Raw genomic sequence first — 23886 nt, forward strand, 5'->3', positions numbered from 1 at the left:
AACATAGCCGGTAATATTAGTTTAAATAGATTATGATAAAAAACGACCTATATTTAAAAGCACTTCGCGGAGAAACCGTTGAAAGACCTCCTGTCTGGATGATGAGGCAGGCTGGAAGATATCTGCCGGAATTCATTGCTTTAAGAGATCAATATGATTTCTTTACAAGATGTCAGACCCCTGAACTTGCGGCTGAAATTACCTTACAACCGATCCGTAGGTTTCCGTTGGATGCTGCGATCCTGTTTTCAGATATTCTGGTAGTTCCTCAGGCAATGGGAATAGATTTCAAAATGAAGGAATCTGTTGGACCATGGTTAGACACTCCAATCAGAACAATGGAGCAGGTTCAGAATATTGAAACTCCGGATGTGAATGATACTTTAGGCTACGTTTTTGACGCTATTGAACTGACTCTTCAGAAGCTGGACAATGACATTCCATTGATTGGTTTCGCGGGTTCTCCATGGACTATCCTGTGTTATTGTGTAGAAGGAAAAGGAAGTAAAGCTTTTGATATTGCAAAATCTTTCTGTTTCCAACAGCCTGAAGCTGCTCATTTATTATTACAAAAAATTACAGATACTACGATTGCTTATTTAAAGAGAAAAGTAGAGAAAGGAGTTTCTGCAGTACAGGTTTTCGATTCTTGGGGGGGAATGCTTTCTCCGACTGACTATCAGGAATTCTCATGGCAGTACATCAATCAGATTGTTGAAGCATTAAGTCCGCTTACCCATGTTGTTGTATTTGGAAAAGGATGCTGGTTTGCCCTTGAAGAAATGACCATGTCTAAAGTGTCTGCTTTAGGTGTTGACTGGACCATTAAGCCTGAGCTTGCAAGAACATTAACGAACCATACGATGACCCTTCAGGGGAATTTTGATCCTGCAAGGCTTCATTCTACTCCTGAGACGATCAAGAAGATGGTAACTGAAATGATCAACCGTTTTGGAAAAGACAGATACATTGCCAATTTAGGACACGGAATTTTACCTAATATTCCTGTTGAAAATGCAGAAGCATTCATCAGAGCAGTCGTTGACTGGAAACCGAATATTTAAGGTTTATTTCATACAAAATAAAATCCCTTTCAAAAATAATTGAGAGGGATTTTTTATAAGAAAAAATGAGTTATTAATTCACTTCGGTAATAAAAGCTTCTTTAGGCTTTCTCACTTTCGTAAGATTTACTAACCAGTCTGACTCCGTATTTCTGTACCCGATTGGCAACAACAAAACACTTTTCAACCCTTTTTCTTTTAAGTTTAGCACTTCATCTACTGCATCAGGTGAAAATCCTTCCATGGGTGTAGAATCCACTTCTTCAAAAGCAGCTGCGATAATAGCAGCCCCGAAGGAAATATAAGCCTGTTTTGCAGCATGGGTAAAGTTTTCTTCAGCAGATCTTTGAGGATACGTTCCCAACAGCATTTGTCTGTAGTTTTCCCAACCTTCATTTTTAAAGCCCCTGATCTCGTTGGTAAGATCAAACATACTGTTGATTCTTTCTTCTGTATAATTATCCCAGGCAGCAAATACCAAAAGATGCGAACAGTCTGTAACCTGTGGCTGATTCCATGCATGAGGCTTAATTTGCTCTTTTACCTCCTGATTAGTGATCACAATGATTTCAAAAGGCTGAAGCCCGCTGGATGTTGGCGCCAGTCTTGCAGCTTCTAATATTTTATCCACTTTTTCCTGTGGTACTTTTTGACCGTTCATTGCTTTGGTTGCAAATCTCCAGTTCAGTTTTTCTATTAATTCCATTAAATTAAATTTAGACTAAGGCAAAATTACTCCAAGAAGAAAGACGAGCAGATATAAAAATTCCTATCTCAGAGATTGTCAAAGTCTATTATTTACAGCCTGGTTTGGAATATTCCATGAATCAAACGAATAAACCCTCCAAAATTTGGAAGATTTATTCGTTTTCCCGTAATATTTTTAATTATCTTCATGTCACCATTAACATTTTAAATCATTGAATATGAAAAAATTAAACAAAGACAAAATGAAAAGCATTATGGCTGGAGGAGAGATCTGCCTTGAATGCGCCATTGGATATTATCAGGTTATTATTAATGGCCGATGCCATTGTATTCCATGGGAATAGAAAAAAGCAGCTATTAAGCTGCTTTTTAATTTATATAATAATGAATATTGTATAATTAGCTCAACATTCTTTGTGCCTTCTTAACTCCTTCTACCAGACTATCAATTTCCTCGAAAGTATTATAAACAGCAAAGCTGGCTCTTACCGTCCCTGCAATATTAAAGAAGTTCATAATAGGCTGTGTACAGTGGTGTCCTGTTCTTACCGCAATACCCATTTTATCAAGGATCATTCCTACATCAGACGCAATCCCTACTCCTTCCAGATTAAAGGAAACCACCCCTGTTCTATTTGCTTTTTCACCATAAATTTTAATACCTTCTATTTCCAAAAGCTGCTTCTGGGCATATTCCAATAAAGCATTCTCGTGATTCTGAATATTAGCATGGCCTACATTATTCATAAAATCAACAGCAGCACCTAAAGCAATATTTCCTCCCACATTCGGTGTTCCTGCTTCATATTTAAATGGAAGACCTGCATACGTAGTTCCTTCGAAAGAACATGTTGCAATCATCTCCCCTCCTCCATGGAAAGGCGGTAGGTCTTCTAGTATCTCACGTTTTCCATATAAAATACCCGTTCCCATCGGAGCATACATTTTATGACCTGAGAATACAAAGAAATCACAATCCATCTTCTGAACATCAATATTGAAATGCGGCGCAGACTGGGCACCGTCAATCACAATATAAGCGTCTGTATTCTTTCTTGTCTTTGCAATAATTTCTTCAATAGGGTTCACAATTCCCAACGCGTTGGAAACCTGGTTTACAGAAACAATCTTTGTTTTTTCACTTAAAAGCTGGTCAAAATGATCCATCTGAAGAATTCCGTTTTCATCAATTGGAATTACACGAAGTTTTGCTCCTGTTCTTTCACAAAGCATCTGCCAAGGAACAATATTAGAATGGTGCTCAAGATATGAAATAATGATCTCATCATCTTTCTGCAGTTTCTGAGTTAAAATATAAGCGATAAGGTTCAGCCCTTCTGTTGTTCCTTTTGTAAAAATCACTTCAAAATCATGCTCAGCATTAATGAATTTCTGGATCTTTCTTCTTGAAAGTTCCATTTCTTCTGTTGCCAGCTGGCTCAGGGTATGAATCCCTCTGTGAACATTAGCATTAAGTTCTGTATAATATGTGTGACAGACATCCAAAACTGAATTTGGCTTTTGAGATGTAGCTGCATTATCCAGATAAACCAAAGGCTTACCATTCACTTCTCTGTTCAATATAGAAAACTGACTTCTTATTTCCTGAATGTCAAACATTTATTTATTTTTTAAATTAAAACGTCCTTATTTAGAACACTTCAAATTTACGGTTTTTTTTCTGAAAGAAGGCATGGGGCTGCATGCTGATAGTTGTCAGTTGATAGAAATATTCGATGATTTGAGGCGGAGAAAAACGATGAGATAAAGGAAGACGGGAAGGATAAAAGTAAAAATTCACTTATTTATCTTTCAACAACCCAAATAAAAAACCCGTCAAAAATTGACGGGTTCTTATATTGTTTAAATAAGCAATTCTTATTCTGCTGCAGATTCTGCTGCTTCAGGAGCTGCACCTTCTTCAGTTGCAACTTCTTCTTCATCTTCATCATCCATTGCAGCTGCACCACCTTTCATTGCATTTCTAGACATCTTAACAGCAACTACTACTGCATTGTCAGGGTGAACGAAAGAATATCCTACTGTTTTGATGCTACCGATGTAAAGTTTGTTACCGATTCTTAATGGAGTAACGTCTACAACGACTTCATCTGGCAAGTTAGCAGGAATAGCTTTTACTTTTAGCTTTCTGAAAGACTGACGTAAAACACCACCAGCTACAACACCTTTAGAACGTCCAACAAGTCTTACTGGAACTTCCATAACAACTGGCTTATCGTCAGATAATTGGTAGAAGTCTGCGTGAAGAATTTTGTCCGTGATTGGGTGAAACTGAATATCTTGAAGAACTGCTGGAATTGTTTGACCATCAACTTCAATAGATACCGTGTGTGCTTCAGGAGTGTATACTAACCCTTTGAAAGCTCTCTCTTCAGCAGAGAAGTTCAATGGTGCACCACCTCCATAAACAACACAAGGAACTAATTCAGCATCACGTAAAGCTTTTGTAGACTTTTTGCCCACGCTTTCTCTTTTTGTACCTTGAATTGTAATAGATTTCATTTATAAAAATTTAAAAAATTGTTCTAATTATAATTTGCAATTCGCTTAAAATCAATTAAATAACAAACTTACTGCTAATTGATTTGTGCTCATGAACCATTGTCATAACATCTGCAAATAATGGGGCGCAAGATAGCACTTTTATTTTAGATGACAAATTATTTTTAACAGGAATTGAGTCAGTTACAATAACTTCCAAGAGTTTTGAGTTCTCAATATTATTGTAAGCCTTTCCTGAAAGCACTCCGTGAGTGGCCATTGCTCTTACTGTTTTTGCTCCTTTTTCAATTAAGATTTCTGCTGCTTTACAAAGCGTACCTGCAGTATCAATCATGTCATCGATAAGGATTACATTTTTACCTTTCACATCTCCGATAAGGAACATTTCCTCTACAACGTTTGCTTTTTTTCTTTCCTTATAAGCAATTACTACTTCAGCACCTAAGTGGCCTGCATAGTTTTTAGCTCTTTTTGCACCTCCCATATCCGGAGAAGCAATGGTAAGATTATCAAGATTCAATGATCTGATATAATCTACAAAAATACTTGAAGCATACAGGTGATCTACCGGAATTTCGAAGAATCCTTGAATCTGATCTGCGTGAAGATCCATTGTCATCACTCTTGTTGCTCCCGCTGCTGTAAGAAGGTTGGCAACTAACTTAGCACCGATCGGCGCTCTTGGTTTGTCTTTTCTGTCCTGTCTGGCAAGTCCGAAGTAAGGAATTACAACGGTAATGCTCTTTGCAGAAGCTCTTTTCGCTGCATCAATCATTAGAAGAAGCTCCAAAAGATTGTCTGCAGGAGGGAATGTAGATCCGATTAGGAAAACTCTTCCTCCTCTTACAGATTCGTCCAAAACAGGCTCAAATTCCCCGTCGCTGAACTCCTGAAAGTTGATTTTTCCTAATTCTTTCCCATAATTCTGGGCAATTTTCTCTGCCAAGTCCCTGCTGGTTCTTGTACAAAATAGATAACTTAACTGATCGGCCATTTTTACTTTTTAAAAGATTTTGCAAATTTAAAAAAAAACCACAAGAATTACTCTTGTGGTTTCTAAGTTTTTATTTTATCAATAATTAAGGGAATTTAACTCCTGAATATTTGTTCGGATCTACCTGTGGAAGTGTAGAACCATATTTTGCATTAATAGTTTTGATAAATTCATTAGCTACAATACCGTAACCACGTCCTGTAAGGTGTACTCCATCTAAAGAGAAAGCTCCTCCTGTAACGAATGTTGCTGTATATTTCACACCATCCCACACAATTCCTGATTTGGAATTCAACTCCTGCATTTTAGCATCCATATCTACGAAAGCAATTCCTTTATCCGAAGCAGCCTTTTTAATAGCATTGTTATAACCAGTGGTTGCAGCAATTACTTTTGCAGTCTCAGCTTCTGTAAGGACAAGCTTATCCTCTAAAGGAACTGAAGTCCCGCCACCCGCTTGTGGAGTAAGAACTTTACTTGCCGGCAAAAGAATTAAATCTTTAGCTGTAGTCTGTCTGTATTTTGGAAGTCCCGGAACTGTTGAAAGATCTTTATCTACAATAACCGCTCCGTTAACTGCAGCTCCTGCAGTGAATTTAATTAATCTTCTTTGATATTCAGCATCGTTGATCGCTCCCAGGGTTTTAGCCTGAAGTAATCCTGCATTATACTGACCATATCCTGTATTCAACTGAGTTACCTGAGCATCTGTTAATCCAGTTAATGGCATTGCAGGAACTCTTGTAAAATAAGGTACATTGGTAACTGTTGGAATATTCGCAAGAATTCCTTTTCTTTTTGTTCCAGCAGGGAATAATTTATCCACTAAATAAGCATAGGTATTGCTGAATCCTACTCCTACAGCACCATCTACCGGTGTAATTGGAATATTGGGATCAGCACCTCCTGAAGTTGCATATAATAAAACATCATTATTTCCAATCCATAAAGAAACAAAGGTAGGATCCTGCTTCAGCGCATCTTCTAATACAGAAGCTGTTGTTGTTGATGCAAATCTTACAAAATAGGGATTAGCTGTAGCTGGTGTAGCTGTTAATCCAGCTGGATTTCCATATCCTGGTGCTATTAAATGAGCTACTCTTGCCCCTGGAACTCCCATATTCTGGTAAGGACCACCTGAAGAGACATTATCCAATGCTCCACCAGGAGCTGTTGGACCTGGAGTTAAAGCACCGTTAACAACACTTAATACATATTTACCTGCAAAATCTCCGGTTGTCGGGTTAAATAGATTGGTAAATCCTCCGATATCATTAGGCATCATAGGCTGTTTAAAAGCACCACCACCAGCCAATTGCATTTGTGCTGCAATCATGCTTGGGTAAGATTCATTCTGCCCGCTGCTATAAAGAGCTCCGTCTCTATAACCAGCAGTTAATGAGTTTCCTAAAGAAATATATTTTGAGAAGTCGGCATCTCCTTTTGTTACCTGGATATCTTTCACATCCGTATCGAAATCCGTATTACAGCTTGTTACTGTAAAAAGAAGTGCAGAAACTGCAATTGTCGATATTATAATTTTTTTCATAGTCTTCTAAAATTAAAAAGGATTATAAGATAAACCTAGACCCAAGTAGAACGCTGTTGCTTTTGATTGTCCATAGAAACCTAGACTAGCGTTATTTACATTTCTGTATTGAGGCATTGCATATCCTCCTGCGATATCAATTCCGAACTGCTTCAATTTAATGCCTATCCCTCCTGTTACAACGTAAGTATCATATGAAGGGGTTTCCGGAATAAAGTTATCTGTAGTATAAGGCGCTTCATCATAATAAGCTCCCAAACGTCCGTAAATCATATTGGTGAAGGCATATTGAGTCCCTAATCTAAATGTTTTGGAGTTTTTGAAGTTCTTAGGATTGGTAAGAATAGTCGGATCTGATGGATTATTTCCGATAGGTGCATTCTCGAAATCTAAAGTAAGTTTGCTGTATCTTTCCCATCCATGATAGTTAAAGTCTGCAGAAACCTGCCATTTCGGTGTTACTCTATATGTTAAACCAATTGTATATTCTTCAACAAGAGGAAGAGTTGCGGAGAAACCATCCTGTCCTGCTGCATTCAGTTTCAACTGTGTGTAAATAGATTGAGACGGGAACTGGAATGTTGCAGTACCGTTCTTAGCTTTCATATCTATTGCTGAGCGGTAAGCAATACTCACGTCTAATTTTGGATCAGGTCTGAAATAAAAACCGAAACCATATCCATGTCCGCTTGCTTTTTTATCATTGATATTCACCTGCCCACCGAATTGTGTTACAGCTTTATCCCAATCTACAACTCCTTTTGCATAAATATAACTTGCACCAAAAGATACCCAAGGGGCAAGTTTCACAGAAACCATCGGCTGGAAGTAGAAACTTTTCAGTTCTAGTTTCTGAACCAATTCTCTACCTTCCCAGTTTTCTGGCCACTTAATTGTGCTTCCAAAAGGTGTTGTAACACTAAGACCCACTGTTAGTTTTTCTATTGGTCTATAAGTAATCGCAGCATAGAAAGGAGTTCCTACAGGGTTATCTGTTTCTGTACTTTGTAAAGTATTGAAGTTTTGAAAAGTAACCTTGTTACTTGCAGCAAACCCTCCAGCCACTACACTCAGTTTGGAAGGGATAAATGACATACCCGCAGGGTTAAAGAATGTCACACTCGCGTCTTCGGCATGAGCACTAGTATGCGCCATTGCCAATTGTTTCACCCCTTGCAGGGAAACTCTGAAGCCTCCTGCGTAAGATAGAACTCCCGCCAATAAAGCAGTTGATACTAATATTTTTTTCATAGACTATTATATATAATTCAAATATAAAATTATTTTGAATACGTCTGTTAATATTTCCTAATATTTTAAACAATATCTTAAAAGAAAACTATGTTTAAAATAACACATTGAAATAAAGACAATACAATATTTTAATTATTAAATACTTAAGTACATTATAAAATAATTAAAATTAACCCGTTTAATATTAAACAATTGTTTAACTATTAAATAATCTTACTTCAAAAAAATAAAGTGGGAGGGCAAATGATAATAAATGTTAATTAAAAAAAGGAGTCAAATAAAAGATATTATTTTTTTTAAATCTTACCCTTTTATCCCCTCTATGACATCCTTAATTTTAATTTCGAGCTCTTATTCTGATTTAAAATACATAAATGTTTTATACCGAATTCAGGTTATTTAAGTATTTTAGAATTGCATAAAGATAAAAATACATAAATTTGCAGATTATAAATAATAGTAATATATGAGTTGTGGATGTAAAACATCCGGCGATTCTGCACATTCTTGTGGTCCTAAAAAAACTGCAAGTGGCTGTGAAAGTGTAAATACCTGCGGGAATAGTTATAAATTAAGTGTTTTTGACTGGCTTTCTGACATCAACAATCCGGCACCGAACAGGTGTGATTTTGTGGAAGTTAGATTTAAAAATGACAGGAAATCGTTTTATAAGAATGTAAATAATATTCCTTTACATATAGGTAGCGTAATTACAGTAGAATCAAGTCCGGGACACGATGTAGGTGTTGTAAGCCTTACAGGAGAACTAGTAAAGATTCAGATGAAAAAGAAAAAATTTTCTGAAGAATCTGCACTCAAAATATACAGACAAGCCAACCAAAAGGATCTTGAGGTGTGGCAGGAAGCAAGAAAAAAAGAAGAGGGTGTAAAACTTGAGGCAAGAAAAATTGCTCAAAGATTAAACCTTGAAATGAAAGTCACTGATGTGGAATATCAAGGTGATTCTTCAAAGATCACTTTTTATTACACAGCTGATAACCGAATAGACTTCAGACAGCTAATCAAAGATTACGCTGGAACTTTCCGAACTAAAATCGATATGAAACAAATCGGTTTCAGACAGGAAGCGGCTAAAGTAGGTGGAATAGGATCTTGTGGACGTGAACTTTGCTGCTCTACATGGCTTACAGATTTCAGATCTGTAAACACCAATGTTGCAAGATATCAGCAATTGAGTATTAATCCTCAAAAGCTAGCCGGGCAATGTGGAAAGCTGAAATGCTGTCTTAACTATGAGCTTGACAGTTATTTGGATGCCTTGAGCAACTTCCCATCTTCTTCAACAATGCTGGAGACAGAGAAGGGAAAAGCATTCTGTATCAAAATTGATGTTTTCAAAAAGAAAATGTGGTTTGCCTATGTAGATAGCTCTATGGCATGGTACGATTTTGACATTGATCTTGTAAAAAAACTGATTGCAAAAAATAAAAGAGGAGAAAGAATACTTCCTCTGGAAGACCTGAAACAGCCGGAACCTTCTACTCACAATATTGACCTGATCCAGGAAAATAATGTGGATCGTTTTGAGAAAAAGAACAGAGGAAACAGGAACAGAAACAACCAGAATAAGCAAAATAACAATCAGCAGGCACCGTCAGGACAAGGACAAGGGCAAAAAAGAAACAGACCGGAGAGACAAGAAAGACCGGAAAGATCTGATAAAGCCGAAAATCCAAATGCTCAGTCCGGAAACCAGCCTAAACCACAAAAACAACATCCACAGCAAAAAGGACCTGTAGAAAAAGTAGAAGGCAATTCTGATGCTGACAATAAGCCACAAAACAATCCGAACAAGAAGAAATTCAAAAAGAAATTTCCCCCAAAAAAAGATAAAGATGCGTAAAATTTTAGGATTATTTTCCCTTATCCTTTTCTTTAGCTGTAACTCTTCCTCAGGAGGGGATGTTATCATGAATTCCGTTGATAGTAAATGGAATAAGAAAAGTGAGCAAAAATTTAATCTTGAAATTTCAGATCCGCAGAATCCTAAAAATATTATATTTGTCGTAAGAAACAACAATAGTTATCCTTACAGCAATATAAGGTTCATTGTAAATTTCACCAATCTCCAGAACAAAAAAAAGGAAACCGACACCTTGAATTATGTATTGGCAAAACCAAACGGAGAATGGCTTGGTACAGGCTTTGGTGATACAAAGGAAACATTGTTTCAGTATAAATTAAATTATAAATTTCCGGGAAAAGGAAAATATGAAATCGGCTTGACTCAGGCGATGAGAAATGATAACCTTCCGGGAATTGAGGATATTGGGGTAAAAATAGAAACGGCTAAACCGTAACCATAAATGGAAGAAAACAAAAAAAATGCAGGAAATAAGGGGAAAACATTTCCTCTGCCTCCCAAAAAAAAGAAAGATACCTCCTGGAGAAAATGGGTTTCATTTATTTGGATTGGACTCATTGCAGTAGTGCTGGGAATTTCGGGGCTTTTCTTTGCGGTTTCCCAAGGATTCGTTGGGGAAATGCCTGATGTAAAAGAACTGGAGAACCCAGATATCTTTGTCGCTTCTGAAATTATTTCTTCAGACGGAGTCACTTTAGGTAAATTTGAAAAAGAAAAAACACAGCCTATCGTTTATAAGGATCTTCCTCCTTATCTTATTTATGCTCTTCAGGCTAAAGAAGATGAACGTTTCAAAGAACATTCAGGAATCGACTTATATTCCGTTGCCAGAGCTGTAGCCTATGGTGGTGGACGTGGTGGTGGTTCTACCATTACCCAACAGCTTGCAAAACTTCTTTTTACCGGGAACGCTTCTCAGAACAAATTTGAAAGAGGATTCCAGAAATTAAAAGAATGGGTTGTAGCAGTAAGTCTTGAGAAAAGATATACGAAAGAAGAGATCATCACTCTTTATTTCAATAAATTTGATTTCCTTTTCAATGCTAACGGTATTGAAATGGCTTCCAGAGTTTATTTTAACAAAAAAACTTCGGAACTTACATTACCTGAAGCTGCAACATTTGTAGCAATGCTTGAAAACCCAAGAAAAAACAACCCTTACAGATATCCTGAAAAGGCAAAAGAAAGAAGGAATGTTGTATTGGATCAGATGCAGAAAACCGGATACATTGATGCTGCTACTTATGAAAAGGCAGCCAACACTCCGGTCGAAGTAGACTTCCACCCTATTAAAAGCATTACTGACGGATATTCTGCTTATTACAAGTTTTATCTGAGAAAAGAGATTGACAAATATCTTGAAGCTAATGAAAAAGAAACCGGTAAGAAGCTTAACCTTTATAAAGACGGTTTAAAAATATATGTAACCCTTGATTCTAAAATGCAAAAGTATGCGGAAGAATCTATCAAGGAACACTTAACTGATCTTCAGAAGAGATTTGATGCAGAACAGAGAGGAAGAAAAAACAGACCTTTCTATTATCTGAACGATAAACAAATCCAAAGCGTGATGCTTCAGGCCATGAAAAGAACTGGCCGATATAAGCTTTTAAAAGCTGACGGTATGCCTGAAGACTCTATTATGATGGAGTTCAAGAAACCTATCAAAACTTCAAGATTCACATGGAATGGCGAAGAAGAGGTAGAAATGTCTCCTTGGGATTCTATCAGATACCACAAACAAATTGCACAGGCCGGCCTTATGTCTATGGTTCCCGGAACAGGAGAGATCAAGGCGTGGGTAGGGGGTATAGACTGGCAGCACTTCCAATATGACCACATCAAGCAAGGTAAGAGACAGGTAGGATCTACCTTCAAGCCTTTCGTATATGCCACTGCTATTATGAAACTGGGAATGACTCCTTGTTCAGCTGTTTCTAACGGAACTTATGATCATAATGGATGGCATGTCCCGGGAAGAGGAGGAATGCTTACTTTAAAAGATGCATTAGCCCACTCTCAAAACCCTGTTGCTGCAAGACTTATTGAAATGACGGGAGTAGACGCTGTAATCCAGACCGCAAGAGATCTGGGAGTAACAGAAGATATTCCGAGAAACAATACAATCGCTCTAGGTTCATCAGACATTACAATTTACGAGATGCTGGGAGCTTATAGTACTTTTGCCAACTATGGTAACCACAACAAACCGGAAATGATCTGGAGAATTGAAGATGCCAATGGTAGAGTAATTAAGGAAGTAAACGTGGAACCAAAAGAAGTAATGAACCCGATGTATGCTTACACCATGATTGAACTGATGAAAGGTGTAGCACAGTACGGAACGGCTTCTGGAGAATTAGGAAGAAGAGGAATCTCAAAAGCGGTAGAAATTGCTGCTAAAACAGGTACAACTCAGAACAACTCCGATGGATGGTTTATGGGAATCACTCCAAAATTAGCAACCGGAGCATGGGTTGGATGGGAAGACAGAGCCACTCACTTCTTCGGTACAGGTGAAGGTCAGGGTGCAAAAATGGCATTACCGATCTGGGCAATCTTCATGAAGAAAGTATGGGCAGATAAGAGTTTAGGAATAACTCCTGACGATAAATTTGTCAAACCTTCAGACTGGAAAGACGGCTGCTCAAACCTTAAAGGCTTAAGCGGAGGATATGGAGATGATGGAAGTCTTCAGACCATCGATGAGATCAAAAATCCAAGACCGGCAGATCCTACCCCTAAAAAACCTACAGAAAAGAAAGAGGACAACGTCAATGAAAACCTTCATTCTAATGATGAAGTAGATTTCAATAAATAAATTCTCTTTTAGAAATACACAAGACCTTTCAATTATTTGGAAGGTCTTTTCTTTTATAATTAATACCTTTGAAGCATGAATATCGAACGTATCAGACAGCCTTTTATTGAGAAATTCCCTGGTGATTTCTCCAACAATTCTATGCAGAGAAATACTCCAAAGGTTTTATTCGCCACCACTAAACCTGCTGGCTTTGACAAACCTGAACTGATTGCTTTTAATGAAGCTTTATCAGAAGAAATAGGATTGGGGAAATTTGAAGATAAAGACCTGAATTTCCTGGTAGGAAGCAGCCTTCCTGAAAACGTTCAAACCTATGCCACAGCCTATGCAGGACATCAGTTTGGAAATTGGGCAGGTCAACTTGGAGACGGAAGAGCCATCCTTGCAGGTGAAATCACCGATAATGCCGGCAAAAAAACCGAAATTCAATGGAAGGGCGCAGGTGCCACTCCCTACTCCAGACATGCTGACGGAAGAGCCGTACTAAGATCTTCAGTACGGGAATACCTGATGAGCGAAGCTATGTATCATTTAGGAGTACCTACCACCAGAGCACTCAGCCTGGCATTTACAGGAGAAGATGTGATGCGCGATATCATGTATAGCGGAAATCCGCAACTTGAAAAAGGCGCTGCGGTCATCAGAACAGCTGAAAGCTTTATACGCTTTGGACATTTTGAATTGATGTCTGCCCAAAGAGAATATAATACCTTACAGGATCTTGCCGATTTTACCATTGAAAACTATTTTCCGGAGGTTACATCTACCGACAGTCAGAAATACAGAGACTTTTTTGAAAGGATATGCACCCGGACTGCCGAAATGATCGTGGAATGGTTCAGAGTGGGATTTGTACACGGAGTTATGAATACTGATAATATGTCTATTCTCGGATTAACGATTGATTACGGACCTTATTCTATGATGGATGAATATGATTTGAATTTCACGCCCAATACAACCGATCTTCCCGGCAGAAGATATGCATTCGGAAAACAGGGGCAGATTGCTCAGTGGAATCTCTGGCAGCTTGCCAACGCCCTTCATCCATTAATTAAAGATGAAAAATTTCTAGAAGACACCTTGAATAGTTTTGGAACCTATTTCTGGGAAGCCCATGATCAAATGCTTTGTAAAAAATTTGGATTTGATCAACTTCAAAAAGAGGATGAAGAATTCTTCACCAATTGGCAGGGATTAATGCAAGAACTTCAGCTAGACTACACCTTGTTTTTCACCCAACTGGAAACAATAACTCCGGATACTAATATAAAAGAACATTTCAAAGATGTTTCTTATGCTCCCATTAATGAAGAAAAACTTTTAAAACTTATCAGCTTTACAAAGAGTTACGAAGCAAGATTAAGTTTAAACTCTATTTCAAGAGGAGATTCTTTAACGATGATGAAAAAAACAAACCCCAAGTTTATTCTTAGAAACTACCTCCTTTATGAATGCATTGAAGAGATCAGTAATGGTAAAAAAGAAATGCTTGAAAAACTCACCCAAGCATTAGAATCTCCATATCAGGAAGTATATCCTAAGTTCTCCGTCAAAAGACCATCTGGCTATGATGACACTGCAGGATGTTCTACACTTTCATGTAGTTCTTAAAAAATTAACAACAAAAAATACAATTATCTAGTATGTTTTCAACATATTAAATATTTTTACTAAATTTAGAAAAATCTTTAATATGAAAAAAATTGTATTTTCTCTAGCATTGGCATCATGCTTTTACAGCAACGCCCAAACGTTACTTTCGGAAAGTTTCGAAGGAGCGACATTCCCTCCAATAGGATGGGCAAGGTCCAATACAAACGCATCAAGAGCCTGGGATTTAACCGGCACTGTTTTTTCAGGGACTTCCGCCCCTTCTCTTGAATTGAAAACAAGATTTACCATTGCTGGAAATAATTCTGCTACTATTGACTGGGTCACCGGAGCCAATACAGCCAATCTTGTAAGTCCGACATTCAGCTTAGTCGGAGCAGCAAGCCCCATCTTCAGCTTCAAAGTAAAAGTAGGCTGGGGATATATGATAAGCTTGAACAAAGGTAACCTGGTAGCACAAATCTCAACAGATGGAGGAACCAACTGGACTACTCTATGGAATGAAGACAGTGAGCCCGCTTTTACCGACGATGGTGACGGAAATATAGACACCGACCTTTACAACACTGTTATTGTACAGAAAAGTCTTAGCACCTATATTGGGCAAGCCAATGTAAAAGTAAGGTTCCAATATGTTGCAAATGATGCTGATGCCGTTTCAATTGATGATGTTCTGGTTGTTGCCAACGGAGTTCTTGGCACCAATGAGATCTCAAAAACAAAGGCCAATAATCTTTCTGTTTATCCTAATCCTTCAAAAGGAGAAGTCAATATTAAGTCTGATAAAAAAATCAAATCAACATCCGTGATCGATATGTCAGGAAAAACCATTAAGGCGGGCGATTCCGGAAATACAGATATTTCTTCACTTCCAAAAGGAACCTATCTGTTGAAAGTAGATTTCTCAGATGGAACTTCTACCACAGAAAAAGTCATTAAACAATAACAACGTTTATACAATCTTTATACAACCACCAATTTTGGTGGTTTTTTATTTTACTTTTGCAAAAAATTTGACACGTGTCTTTTATCAAAACAAAAATCATCAGTTTCCTTAAACTCGTTTTTCCTTCCACCTATACCGAGCTGGCTGTTTTCCTGTTTTTCATTACCTGCTATGGAATTTTAGGTTCCTATATTGCTATTCATTACAGAATCATATTTGACAGCAGAATACCGTGGGATGCTTATTTTAGCTTTGATAACAAATCTATCCTTATGACCGGAGGAAGCTTTGAAAGACATCCACTATCCTATTACTTTTTCAACTGGGTAAGAGAATTTTCATTATTCATTTCAGGTGGGAAAATGGACGTGAACTTCAGACTCACCCTCGCATGGCTTAGCAACATCATTATCAGCTTGAATATCATACAGGTTTTTAAATACTTAAAGAATATCATCTCTCTTCCACTATGGTTAAATGTTTTGATTATTCTATTCTTTGGAACATTTTCAACAAATATCATCCTATCCTTTACTCCGGAAAATTTCACCTATACCTTATTTTTATTATCCTTATACAATCATTATGCGGCGATAAAACTAAGGAAAGAAGAAAAAACACCTGCTGCAGCTCTTTCTCTTGCAGGAATTACCATTGGAGGGCTTACCATTACCAATTTTGTAAAGGTTTTCATCCCCCTTCTTTTTGAAAAAAATCTTTTCAGAGACTGGAAAAAATTCGGAAACGCTGTATTCAGAGTAGCTATAGCCACCATTTGCTTTATACTCCTTTATTTGAACAGAATAGATTTCAAATACCAGACTATCTTTTCTAAAACAAACCAGCAGTATGAAAAGTTTTCCAATGTAGAATCAATGCCAACATGGGATATGATCAGCTCATTCTTTTTCGGAGGCAATATTCTCTTCCCAGGATTCATTCTTTCAGATAAACATAATATGAAGGGATTCCATTTCAAGGGCCTTTATATGGATCTTTATTCTTCTGTTCTCCCTTACCTTTTTATAGCGGTATTATTAGCCCTTATAAGTTGGAGTTATTTTAAAAACTTTAAAAATAAATGGGTTCAGATTATTACTCTTTCATTCATTGTTGACATTGTCATTCATTGTGTTATGAGATTCGGACTTCATACATCATACATCTACGGAGGACACTTTGTTTTTGTATATCCTCTTCTCATAGGATGGCTTTTTTATGCATACAGATCATCACCAAAAATACTATCATTTTTAACATGGACAGCAGCCATATTGTTTGTTTATCTTCTGGCCAATAATCTATTTAGAATGTCAGAATTTTTCTGGTTTATGGAAACTTATTACCAATAAAAAAGCCGAGAAAATTTCTCGGCTTTTTGTTTATTTTAAAAAGAATTTCTCCTATTTTGCTTCTGCACAGAAAATCCTGTACTGTACTGGTACTGCAGATTTGAAGTACTCTCTTATTTTTGAAAGATCTCCCGCAGCACTTTGCTTAGTGAAATAACTTCCCGCCAAAATTTTATAATTTGGTCTTAAAGAAGCATCCGTTTCAACTTTCAGATTAGGAAATCTTTTTCTGAAATAAGACTTCACTTCGTTGGCTTCTTCATTACTTTTTACTGTTGTAATTTGAATTTTAAATCCTAAAATTCTTGGATTTTTTTTACAAATTTCAGCATTGGTAAGTTCCCTGCTTGGAATATAAATTTTGGGAGGCTTCGTAATAGTCCCCGTAGAAATTCCACTATCAATATTCGTAAAATCTTTAGTAGAATTATTTGTGACAACTTTAGAACACTTCCCTTCAATTCCTTCCAAAGCTGCATTTATTTTGGAATCCATTGTCATGACAAGCTCTGTCCCTGAAAGAGTATCCCTCTTAACAACCTGCTGTGCTTCAATATTATAAAACCAAAACAATGATAATATCGAAAATATTTTAATCAAATTTCTCATTTAAACTTGTTTGCGCAAATTTATACAAATTAAAAAACTATACCAAACTAGTTATTTAGAATCAATACAAATTAAACGTAAATGATATTTTCCCTTTTCGATATACCGTTAAATTCCTGTTAAAAATATTATTTTTGCGGAATTGATTGAATGTTCAATAATTTACTAACATAAGATAATTTAAATGATTAGTTGGAGAAAGCATTATAAAAAAACGTTGATTGCAATAGGTTTATTGTTATCAACCAGTGCTTCATTTTACGGGCAAGACGGCGATCCTAAAAACGGAGAGAAACTTTTCAAAGCGAATTGTACTGCATGTCACGCGCTGGACAAACAAGTTGTTGGACCACCATTGAAGGGGGTTGTGGAACGAGTAAAGACAGAAGGTGGTGTAGACAAAGATTGGCTTCACAAGTGGATCAAAGACAACAAAGCTCTTAGAGCTTCTGGGGATAAATACGCCAATGAGATTTTTGAAAAGTTTAACAAGACTGAAATGCAGGTCTTTCCAAATCTTACAGATAAGGATATTGACGACATTTTAGCTTTCACGACTAATCCTCCTGCTCCGGAAGAGAAAAAGCCGGAAGCAACAACTGCAACTGACGCTGCTGCGGCAGCTCCCGCAGACAAAACTACTACAAACGTAGTAATCATTTCACTTTTAGCGATCGCTGGTTTACTGGTTTGGATCTTAGTTAAACTAAGACAATTGGTAACTTTAGGTCAGTCTGAAGAATTAGCAGGACTCAACGAAACAAGAGTTCGTTCGTTCAGTGAAATGTATGAGAAGTTCCACTTTATTGGTAAGGGCTTATTAGCTATTCTGGCTATTTTAGCAGCTTATGGAGTATGGAACTGGTTAATGTGGATCGGGGTTTATAAAGGGTACAAACCTGAACAGCCTATCTACTTCTCTCACAAGATTCACGCTGGAGAACAGAAAATTGACTGTCAATTATGTCACTCTAGTGCTAAATACGGAAAAGTATCTGAGATTCCTTCTATGAACGTTTGTATGAACTGTCACAGAACAATTTCTGAATACAACAAAGATCACTACATGGAGCCAGGAAAAGATAAGGCTTTCTATGACGGAGAAATCCAGAAGATCTATGCTGCAACAGGTTGGGATCCTGCAAAACAACAGTATACAGGGAAAACACAGCCGGTTGAATGGACAAGAATCCACAACATGCCAGATTTCGTATACTTCAACCACTCTCAGCACGTAGTAGCAGGTGAACAAGCGATCATCAATTCTTTCAACAAAAAGAATCCTAACAACAAAATTGACGTTGTATGTAAAGCTTGTCACGGTAAGATTGATACAATGAATGTTGTTCAGATGGCTAATGACTTTACTATGGGATGGTGTATTGAATGTCACAGAACGACTGAGGTTGATATGAACAACGGTTATAATAAAGAGTACTTCAAAAATCTACATGACAAGTTGAAAAAACAATATCCACAAGATGGAGGTAAGATCACTGTAGATGCAATTGGAGGTCTTGAGTGTGGTAAATGTCATTATTAATAACTAAAAAATTAGAAGTATAAATGGCTTCAAACAAAATACAATTCAGAAGTATTCATGAACTTAAAGACCCAGCTTTAAATGGTAAGCTGGCTCTTAAAGAGTTTCAGGAAGAAATTCCGGTAGAAGATTTCCTTGGAGATGCTGAACAAAACGGATCAAGTACTTCAAGAAGAGATTTCCTTAAATTATTAGGATTCTCTACAGCAGCAGTAACATTAGCTGCCTGCGAAGCTCCGGTAATCAAAACAATCCCTTACGTGGTAAAACCACATGATATTATTCCAGGGGTTCCCAACTATTACGCATCAACATATTTTGACGGTTTCGATTTCGCTAGTGTTTTAGTAAAAACCCGTGAAGGTAGACCTATCAAAATTGATCCAAACCCAGCAGCTGGTGATTTAGGAAAAACAAACGCAAGAGCTCAGGCAAGTGTACTTTCTCTTTATGATAATGATAAAGTAAAGCAGCCTAAACTAGACGGTAAAGACGAAACTTTCGATAAAGTAGACAGTTTTGTTCTTAAAGGTCTAGAAGAAGCTAAAGCGTCAGGTAAAAAGATTGTGCTTTTATCACACTCTTTTGCTTCACCTACTTTCAAAAAGCTATTTGCTGAGTTTAAGTCTAAATATCCTACAGCAGAATTAGTAACTTATGATGCTTTCCCTTATTCTGCGGCTCTAGATGCTGCTCAGGAAGTATTCGGACAGAGAGCATTGCCTGTTTATGACCTTAAAGGTTCTGAACTCGTAGTTTCTTTCCATGCTGATTTCTTAGGGGATTATAATGCTTCAAGCTTAGAAACATCTTATGCAGCAGCTAGAAAGCCAGGTGCAAACATGTTGAGACACATCCAAGTGGAATCTAACATGTCATTAACTGGAGCGAACGCTGACTCAAGATATAGATTAAAACCAAGTGCTGTAAACAAAACTTTAGTTGAAGTTTACAACGCAATTGTAGGTGGCGGTACTACTGATAAGACTGCAACTGAAATTGCTAACGAACTTAAAGCAAAAGGAAGCAAAGCTGTTGTTTTAGCTGACGGTTCTAAAGGAGCACAGGTTTTAGCACACTTAATCAACCAAAAATTAGGATCAGTAGCTTTCACAGGTAAAGCAAACTTCCTTAAAGAATTTGATAAAGCAAGATACCAGGAATTCTTAGGATGGGTAAATGCAGGTCAGGTTGGCGTATTAATCGCAAACAACGTAGACCCTATCTACTCTCATCCAAAAGGTGAAGATTTCAAAAAATCTTTATCAAAAGTTTCTTATGTTATTGCTGTAGCTGATAAGAAAAATGAAATGTACAAAGCAGCGAAAGCTGTAATTCCAGTAGCAAACTGGCTAGAGTCTTGGGGAGATATTGAACCACAGACTGGAGTATATTCATTAATGCAGCCTACGATCCAGAAGATCTACAAATCAAGACAGATTGAAGAATCTCTATTGGTTTGGAAGAACGGTAAAAACAATGCAGCAAATAATTATTATGATTATTTAAAAGCAAGTTCAGCTTCTATCTTAGGTGCTACTTCTTTCAACAAAGCATTGTACAACGGTATTACTACTTCTAATAATGCAACAACATTAGCTTATGCGGGTGGAAACGCTGCTCAAGCTGTTGCTGAACTAGGAAACTTCAAAGCTTCTGAATTAGAATTGGTATTATATACTAAGACTTCAATGGGAGATGGTACACAGTCAAACAACCCTTGGTTGCAGGAGTTACCAGATCCATTGACAAGAATGTCTTGGGATAACTACTTAACAATTTCTCCTAAAGATGCAGAGAAATTTGCAATTGATAACGATCTTAACGCGAGAATGCAGTTGGATGGTTCTATTGTAAACCTTACTGTAAACGGAGTAACAATAAAAGATGTTCCTGTATTTATTCAACCTGGTCAGGCAGAAGGATCTGTAGGTCTTGCGCTTGGTTATGGTAAGAAAAACTCAGGAGCAACTGCAGATACAGGGGTAAACGCTTATCCTTTATTTGACGGTTCTAATCTTGTTGTTTCAGGTGTTAAAATTGAAAAAACAGGAGAAGACCACGAATTTGCAGGGATCCAGCTTCAAAATACATTGATGGGACGTTATGAGATTGCTAAGGAAGTTCCTTTGGCTGATTTTGTAAACGTAGCTTTCGATGATGAGCACAAAGGATGGAACAAGCCTTTGGAATACCACACAATTAGTGGAGCTCTTCCGGCAAGAAAAATTGACCTTTGGGATGCTTTCGATGATACAGATGGACCTCACTTCAACTTATCGATCGACTTGAACTCTTGTACAGGTTGTGGAGCATGTGTAATTGCTTGTCAGGCTGAAAACAACGTTCCTGTAGTAGGTAAAGAAGAGGTAAGAATGTCTAGAGATATGTATTGGTTAAGAATTGACCGTTACTATTCTTCAAGACAGAAAGTAGAAGTATACGAAGGATTGAAAGAAGGAATGGCTGTACCAGAATTGTATGGTACTGCTTTCGGAGACGGAGGTGCACTAAACCACCCTGCAGACAATCCGGATGTAATCTTCCAACCAGTAATGTGTCAGCACTGTAACCACGCTCCTTGTGAAACGGTATGTCCGGTAGCGGCTACTTCACACGGTAAGCAAGGTCAAAACCATATGGCTTACAACAGATGTATCGGTACAAGATATTGTGCAAACAACTGTCCGTACAAAGTAAGACGTTTCAACTGGTTTACGTATAACCTAAACGATAAGTTCGATTTCAACATGAACAACGATTTAGGAAGAATGGTACTTAACCCAGACGTAGTTGTAAGAACTAGAGGGGTAATGGAGAAATGTTCAATGTGTATCCAAGAAACTCAGGCTACTATTTTAGCAGCTAAGAGAGAGAACAGAAAAGTAACAGATACTGAGTTCAAGAACTCTTGTGCTTGTGCTGCTGCTTGTTCTACTGGAGCAATGACTTTCGGAGACATGAATGATAAAGAGTCTGAAGTTAGAGAATTGTATTCTAGCAACAGAAGATATTATTTACTAGAGGAGATCGGAACAAAACCAAACGTGTTCTATCATACTAAAGTAAGAAACAGAGTAGAAAAATAAAGTTTAAATAATAAATAGGTAAAAAATGTCAGGACATTACGAAGCTCCGATAAGGGAACCTCTAATTATTGGTCACAAAACTTATCACGATATCACAGAAGATATTGCACGACCTATCGAAGAAAGAGCAGGTAAATTATGGTGGATCTCATTATATGCTGCGTTAGTTCTCTTTCTCTATGGATTCGGCTGTATCGCTTATACTATCGGGACAGGTATTGGAGCATGGGGGCTTAACAGAACTATTAACTGGGGTTGGGATATCACCAACTTTGTATGGTGGGTAGGTATCGGTCACGCCGGAACCTTAATCTCAGCAGTATTATTATTATTTAGACAGAGATGGAGAATGTCTGTAAACAGATCTGCAGAGGCGATGACGATCTTTGCGGTTGTACAGGCAGCAATCTTCCCTGTAATTCACATGGGTAGAGTTTGGGTTGGATACTGGGTATTCCCTTTACCAAACCAATTCGGTTCTCTTTGGGGGAACTTCAACTCTCCTCTACTTTGGGACGTATTTGCGATCTCTACGTATTTCTCAGTATCAACTGTATTCTGGTTCATGGGACTAATCCCTGACTTTGCAATGATCAGAGATAGAGCTAAAACTCCTTGGACGAAGAAAATCTATACATTCCTAGCATTCGGTTGGGGTGGTAAAGCAAAACACTGGCAGAGATTCGAAGAGCTTTCTTTGGTTCTTGCAGGTTTGGCAACTCCGCTTGTATTCTCAGTACACACAACCGTATCTTTTGACTTCGCAACTTCAGTTATTAAAGGATGGCACTCTACAATCTACCCTCCTTACTTCGTAGCTGGTGCGATCTTCTCAGGATTCGCAATGGTACAGACTCTATTGCTGATTGCTAGAAAAGTATGTCACTTAGAAGAATATATCACCATGTATCATATCGAAATTATGAACATCGTAATCGTTCTTACAGGTGGTATGGTAACCGTAGCTTATGCTACTGAATATTTCATCGGATGGTACTCAGGATCTAGATTTGAAGATTTCACATATCTTTCTCCAGGTGCTGCTGTAGGACCTTACTGGTGGGCATTCTGGTCATTGATCATCTGTAACCTTGTTGTTCCTGCTTCATTCTGGTTCAAAAGACTTAGAACGAACATTATCTGGACATTCATTGTTGCATTAATCATCAACATCGGTATGTGGTTTGAACGTTTTGATATCATCGTTATCAACCTTTCGAGAGATTACTTACCAGGATCTTGGACTATGTTTAAGCCAACGATCATTGATGTGGGTGTATATTTAGGAACAATCGGATTCTTCTCTGTATTATTCTTACTATACGCAAGAACATTCCCTGTAATTGCACAGGCTGAATTAAAATCGATTCTGAAAATTTCAGGTGAAACTTATAAAGCAAAAGAAGGAGATGAGCACCACTAAAATTGTATACGGACTTTATGCTGACGACGACGATTTAATGAACGGCGTTAAAGCATTCAACGATAAAGGAATCGCAATAAACGAGGTTTACACTCCGTTTCCGGTTCACGGACTAGACAAAGCTTTAGGGTTAAAGAAAACTAGAATTTCTGATGCTGCTTTCTTCTATGCTCTTTATGGTGTTACTATCGGTGCTACGGTTACCTGGTATGTAATGAATCATGACTGGCCTCAGAATATTGGTGGTAAACCAGCTTTTGACTGGGCTCACAATATGCCTGCATTCGTAGTTCCTATGTTTGAATTAATGGTATTCTGTGCTGCTCACATGATGTCTTTAACTTTCTTAGTTAGAAACAAAATGTATCCAGGGGCTCCAGCTCAGAACCCAGATCCAAGAACTACTGATGATAAATTCATGATGGAATTTGTAACTGAAGATGTAGAATCTGTAAAGCAGTTGCTTATTGAAACTGGAGTTGAAGAAATAACTGTTAAAGACGCTTAAA

At 37.5% G+C, this 23886-nt stretch carries 19 protein-coding genes; 12 read left to right on the top strand and 7 right to left on the bottom strand.

The window, feature by feature from the left end; all coding sequences use genetic code 11:
• Positions 1–32 precede the first annotated feature (32 nt).
• Positions 33–1064 carry a uroporphyrinogen decarboxylase gene (gene hemE, locus AC07UM_RS11710; protein WP_103235412.1) on the top strand — a complete coding sequence of 344 codons (1032 nt, stop codon included), beginning with the start codon at positions 33–35 and terminating at the stop codon, positions 1062–1064.
• Between the two features lie 73 nt (positions 1065–1137).
• Here the strand turns inward: hemE and AC07UM_RS11715 are convergent, their stop codons facing one another.
• A complete protein-coding gene (locus AC07UM_RS11715) occupies positions 1138–1770 on the bottom strand; it encodes an NAD(P)H-dependent oxidoreductase (protein WP_494683337.1) in 633 nt (210 codons plus the stop codon).
• Positions 1771–1990: 220 nt separating this feature from the next.
• On the opposite strand from AC07UM_RS11715, the gene AC07UM_RS11720 reads away from it, so the two are divergent.
• Positions 1991–2116, top strand: coding sequence for a GNAT family acetyltransferase (locus AC07UM_RS11720; protein WP_103235433.1), 126 nt, complete (start codon positions 1991–1993; stop codon positions 2114–2116).
• Between the two features lie 55 nt (positions 2117–2171).
• On the opposite strand, the gene AC07UM_RS11725 is transcribed toward AC07UM_RS11720, so the two are convergent.
• The 5 genes from AC07UM_RS11725 to AC07UM_RS11745 all read right to left on the bottom strand — a co-directional run bounded on the left by AC07UM_RS11725 (position 2172) and on the right by AC07UM_RS11745 (position 8089).
• On the bottom strand, positions 2172–3392 hold the full coding sequence (locus tag AC07UM_RS11725; RefSeq protein WP_494683336.1) for an aminotransferase class V-fold PLP-dependent enzyme: 1221 nt from the start codon (positions 3390–3392) through the stop codon (positions 2172–2174).
• Between the two features lie 258 nt (positions 3393–3650).
• Entirely contained in the window at positions 3651–4295 is a 645-nt protein-coding gene (locus AC07UM_RS11730; protein ID WP_124532638.1) for a 50S ribosomal protein L25/general stress protein Ctc, read from the bottom strand.
• 55 nt (positions 4296–4350) lie between these two features.
• Positions 4351–5289 carry a ribose-phosphate pyrophosphokinase gene (locus tag AC07UM_RS11735; RefSeq protein ID WP_494683335.1) on the bottom strand — a complete coding sequence of 313 codons (939 nt, stop codon included), beginning with the start codon at positions 5287–5289 and terminating at the stop codon, positions 4351–4353.
• Positions 5290–5374: 85 nt separating this feature from the next.
• Positions 5375–6838, bottom strand: a complete 1464-nt coding sequence (locus AC07UM_RS11740) for a G-D-S-L family lipolytic protein (RefSeq protein WP_494683334.1) — start codon at positions 6836–6838, stop codon at positions 5375–5377.
• Between the two features lie 12 nt (positions 6839–6850).
• A complete protein-coding gene (locus tag AC07UM_RS11745; RefSeq protein ID WP_494683333.1) occupies positions 6851–8089 on the bottom strand; it encodes an OmpP1/FadL family transporter in 1239 nt (412 codons plus the stop codon).
• A gap of 469 nt (positions 8090–8558) precedes the next feature.
• On the opposite strand from AC07UM_RS11745, the gene AC07UM_RS11750 reads away from it, so the two are divergent.
• The 6 genes from AC07UM_RS11750 to AC07UM_RS11775 all read left to right on the top strand — a co-directional run bounded on the left by AC07UM_RS11750 (position 8559) and on the right by AC07UM_RS11775 (position 16713).
• Complete coding sequence (locus AC07UM_RS11750; protein WP_494683332.1) at positions 8559–9956, top strand: PSP1 domain-containing protein; 1398 nt, start codon at positions 8559–8561, stop codon at positions 9954–9956.
• On the top strand, positions 9949–10413 hold the full coding sequence (locus tag AC07UM_RS11755) for a gliding motility lipoprotein GldH (RefSeq protein ID WP_103232300.1): 465 nt from the start codon (positions 9949–9951) through the stop codon (positions 10411–10413). Before AC07UM_RS11750 ends, AC07UM_RS11755 begins: the two co-directional genes overlap by 8 nt.
• 6 nt (positions 10414–10419) lie before the next feature.
• Positions 10420–12798, top strand: coding sequence for a transglycosylase domain-containing protein (locus AC07UM_RS11760; protein ID WP_494683331.1), 2379 nt, complete (start codon positions 10420–10422; stop codon positions 12796–12798).
• Positions 12799–12873: 75 nt separating this feature from the next.
• Entirely contained in the window at positions 12874–14415 is a 1542-nt protein-coding gene (locus AC07UM_RS11765; protein ID WP_494683330.1) for a protein adenylyltransferase SelO, read from the top strand.
• Positions 14416–14497: 82 nt separating this feature from the next.
• Positions 14498–15361 (top strand): T9SS type A sorting domain-containing protein, encoded by an 864-nt coding sequence (locus AC07UM_RS11770; protein ID WP_494683329.1) that lies wholly within the window; start codon positions 14498–14500, stop codon positions 15359–15361.
• 74 nt (positions 15362–15435) lie between these two features.
• Positions 15436–16713 (top strand): DUF6080 domain-containing protein, encoded by a 1278-nt coding sequence (locus AC07UM_RS11775; RefSeq protein ID WP_494683328.1) that lies wholly within the window; start codon positions 15436–15438, stop codon positions 16711–16713.
• 51 nt (positions 16714–16764) lie between these two features.
• Here AC07UM_RS11775 and AC07UM_RS11780 read toward each other — a convergent pair whose 3' ends face one another.
• Entirely contained in the window at positions 16765–17322 is a 558-nt protein-coding gene (locus AC07UM_RS11780; RefSeq protein WP_494683327.1) for an SPOR domain-containing protein, read from the bottom strand.
• Positions 17323–17506: 184 nt separating this feature from the next.
• Between AC07UM_RS11780 and AC07UM_RS11785 the strand changes: the two genes are divergently transcribed.
• The 4 genes from AC07UM_RS11785 to AC07UM_RS11800 are packed head-to-tail and all read left to right on the top strand — an operon-like array spanning position 17507 to position 23885.
• On the top strand, positions 17507–18865 hold the full coding sequence (locus AC07UM_RS11785; protein ID WP_124532654.1) for a c-type cytochrome: 1359 nt from the start codon (positions 17507–17509) through the stop codon (positions 18863–18865).
• A gap of 23 nt (positions 18866–18888) precedes the next feature.
• On the top strand, positions 18889–21954 hold the full coding sequence (locus tag AC07UM_RS11790) for a TAT-variant-translocated molybdopterin oxidoreductase (protein WP_494683326.1): 3066 nt from the start codon (positions 18889–18891) through the stop codon (positions 21952–21954).
• A 25-nt stretch (positions 21955–21979) separates the two neighbouring features.
• A complete protein-coding gene (nrfD, locus tag AC07UM_RS11795; RefSeq protein ID WP_047380200.1) occupies positions 21980–23377 on the top strand; it encodes an NrfD/PsrC family molybdoenzyme membrane anchor subunit in 1398 nt (465 codons plus the stop codon).
• Complete coding sequence (locus AC07UM_RS11800; protein WP_047398786.1) at positions 23364–23885, top strand: DUF3341 domain-containing protein; 522 nt, start codon at positions 23364–23366, stop codon at positions 23883–23885. The genes nrfD and AC07UM_RS11800 overlap by 14 nt, the downstream gene beginning before the upstream one ends.
• Position 23886: the final 1 nt, after the last annotated feature.

Source organism: Chryseobacterium sp. GW821-FHT04C04, from assembly GCF_059420365.1.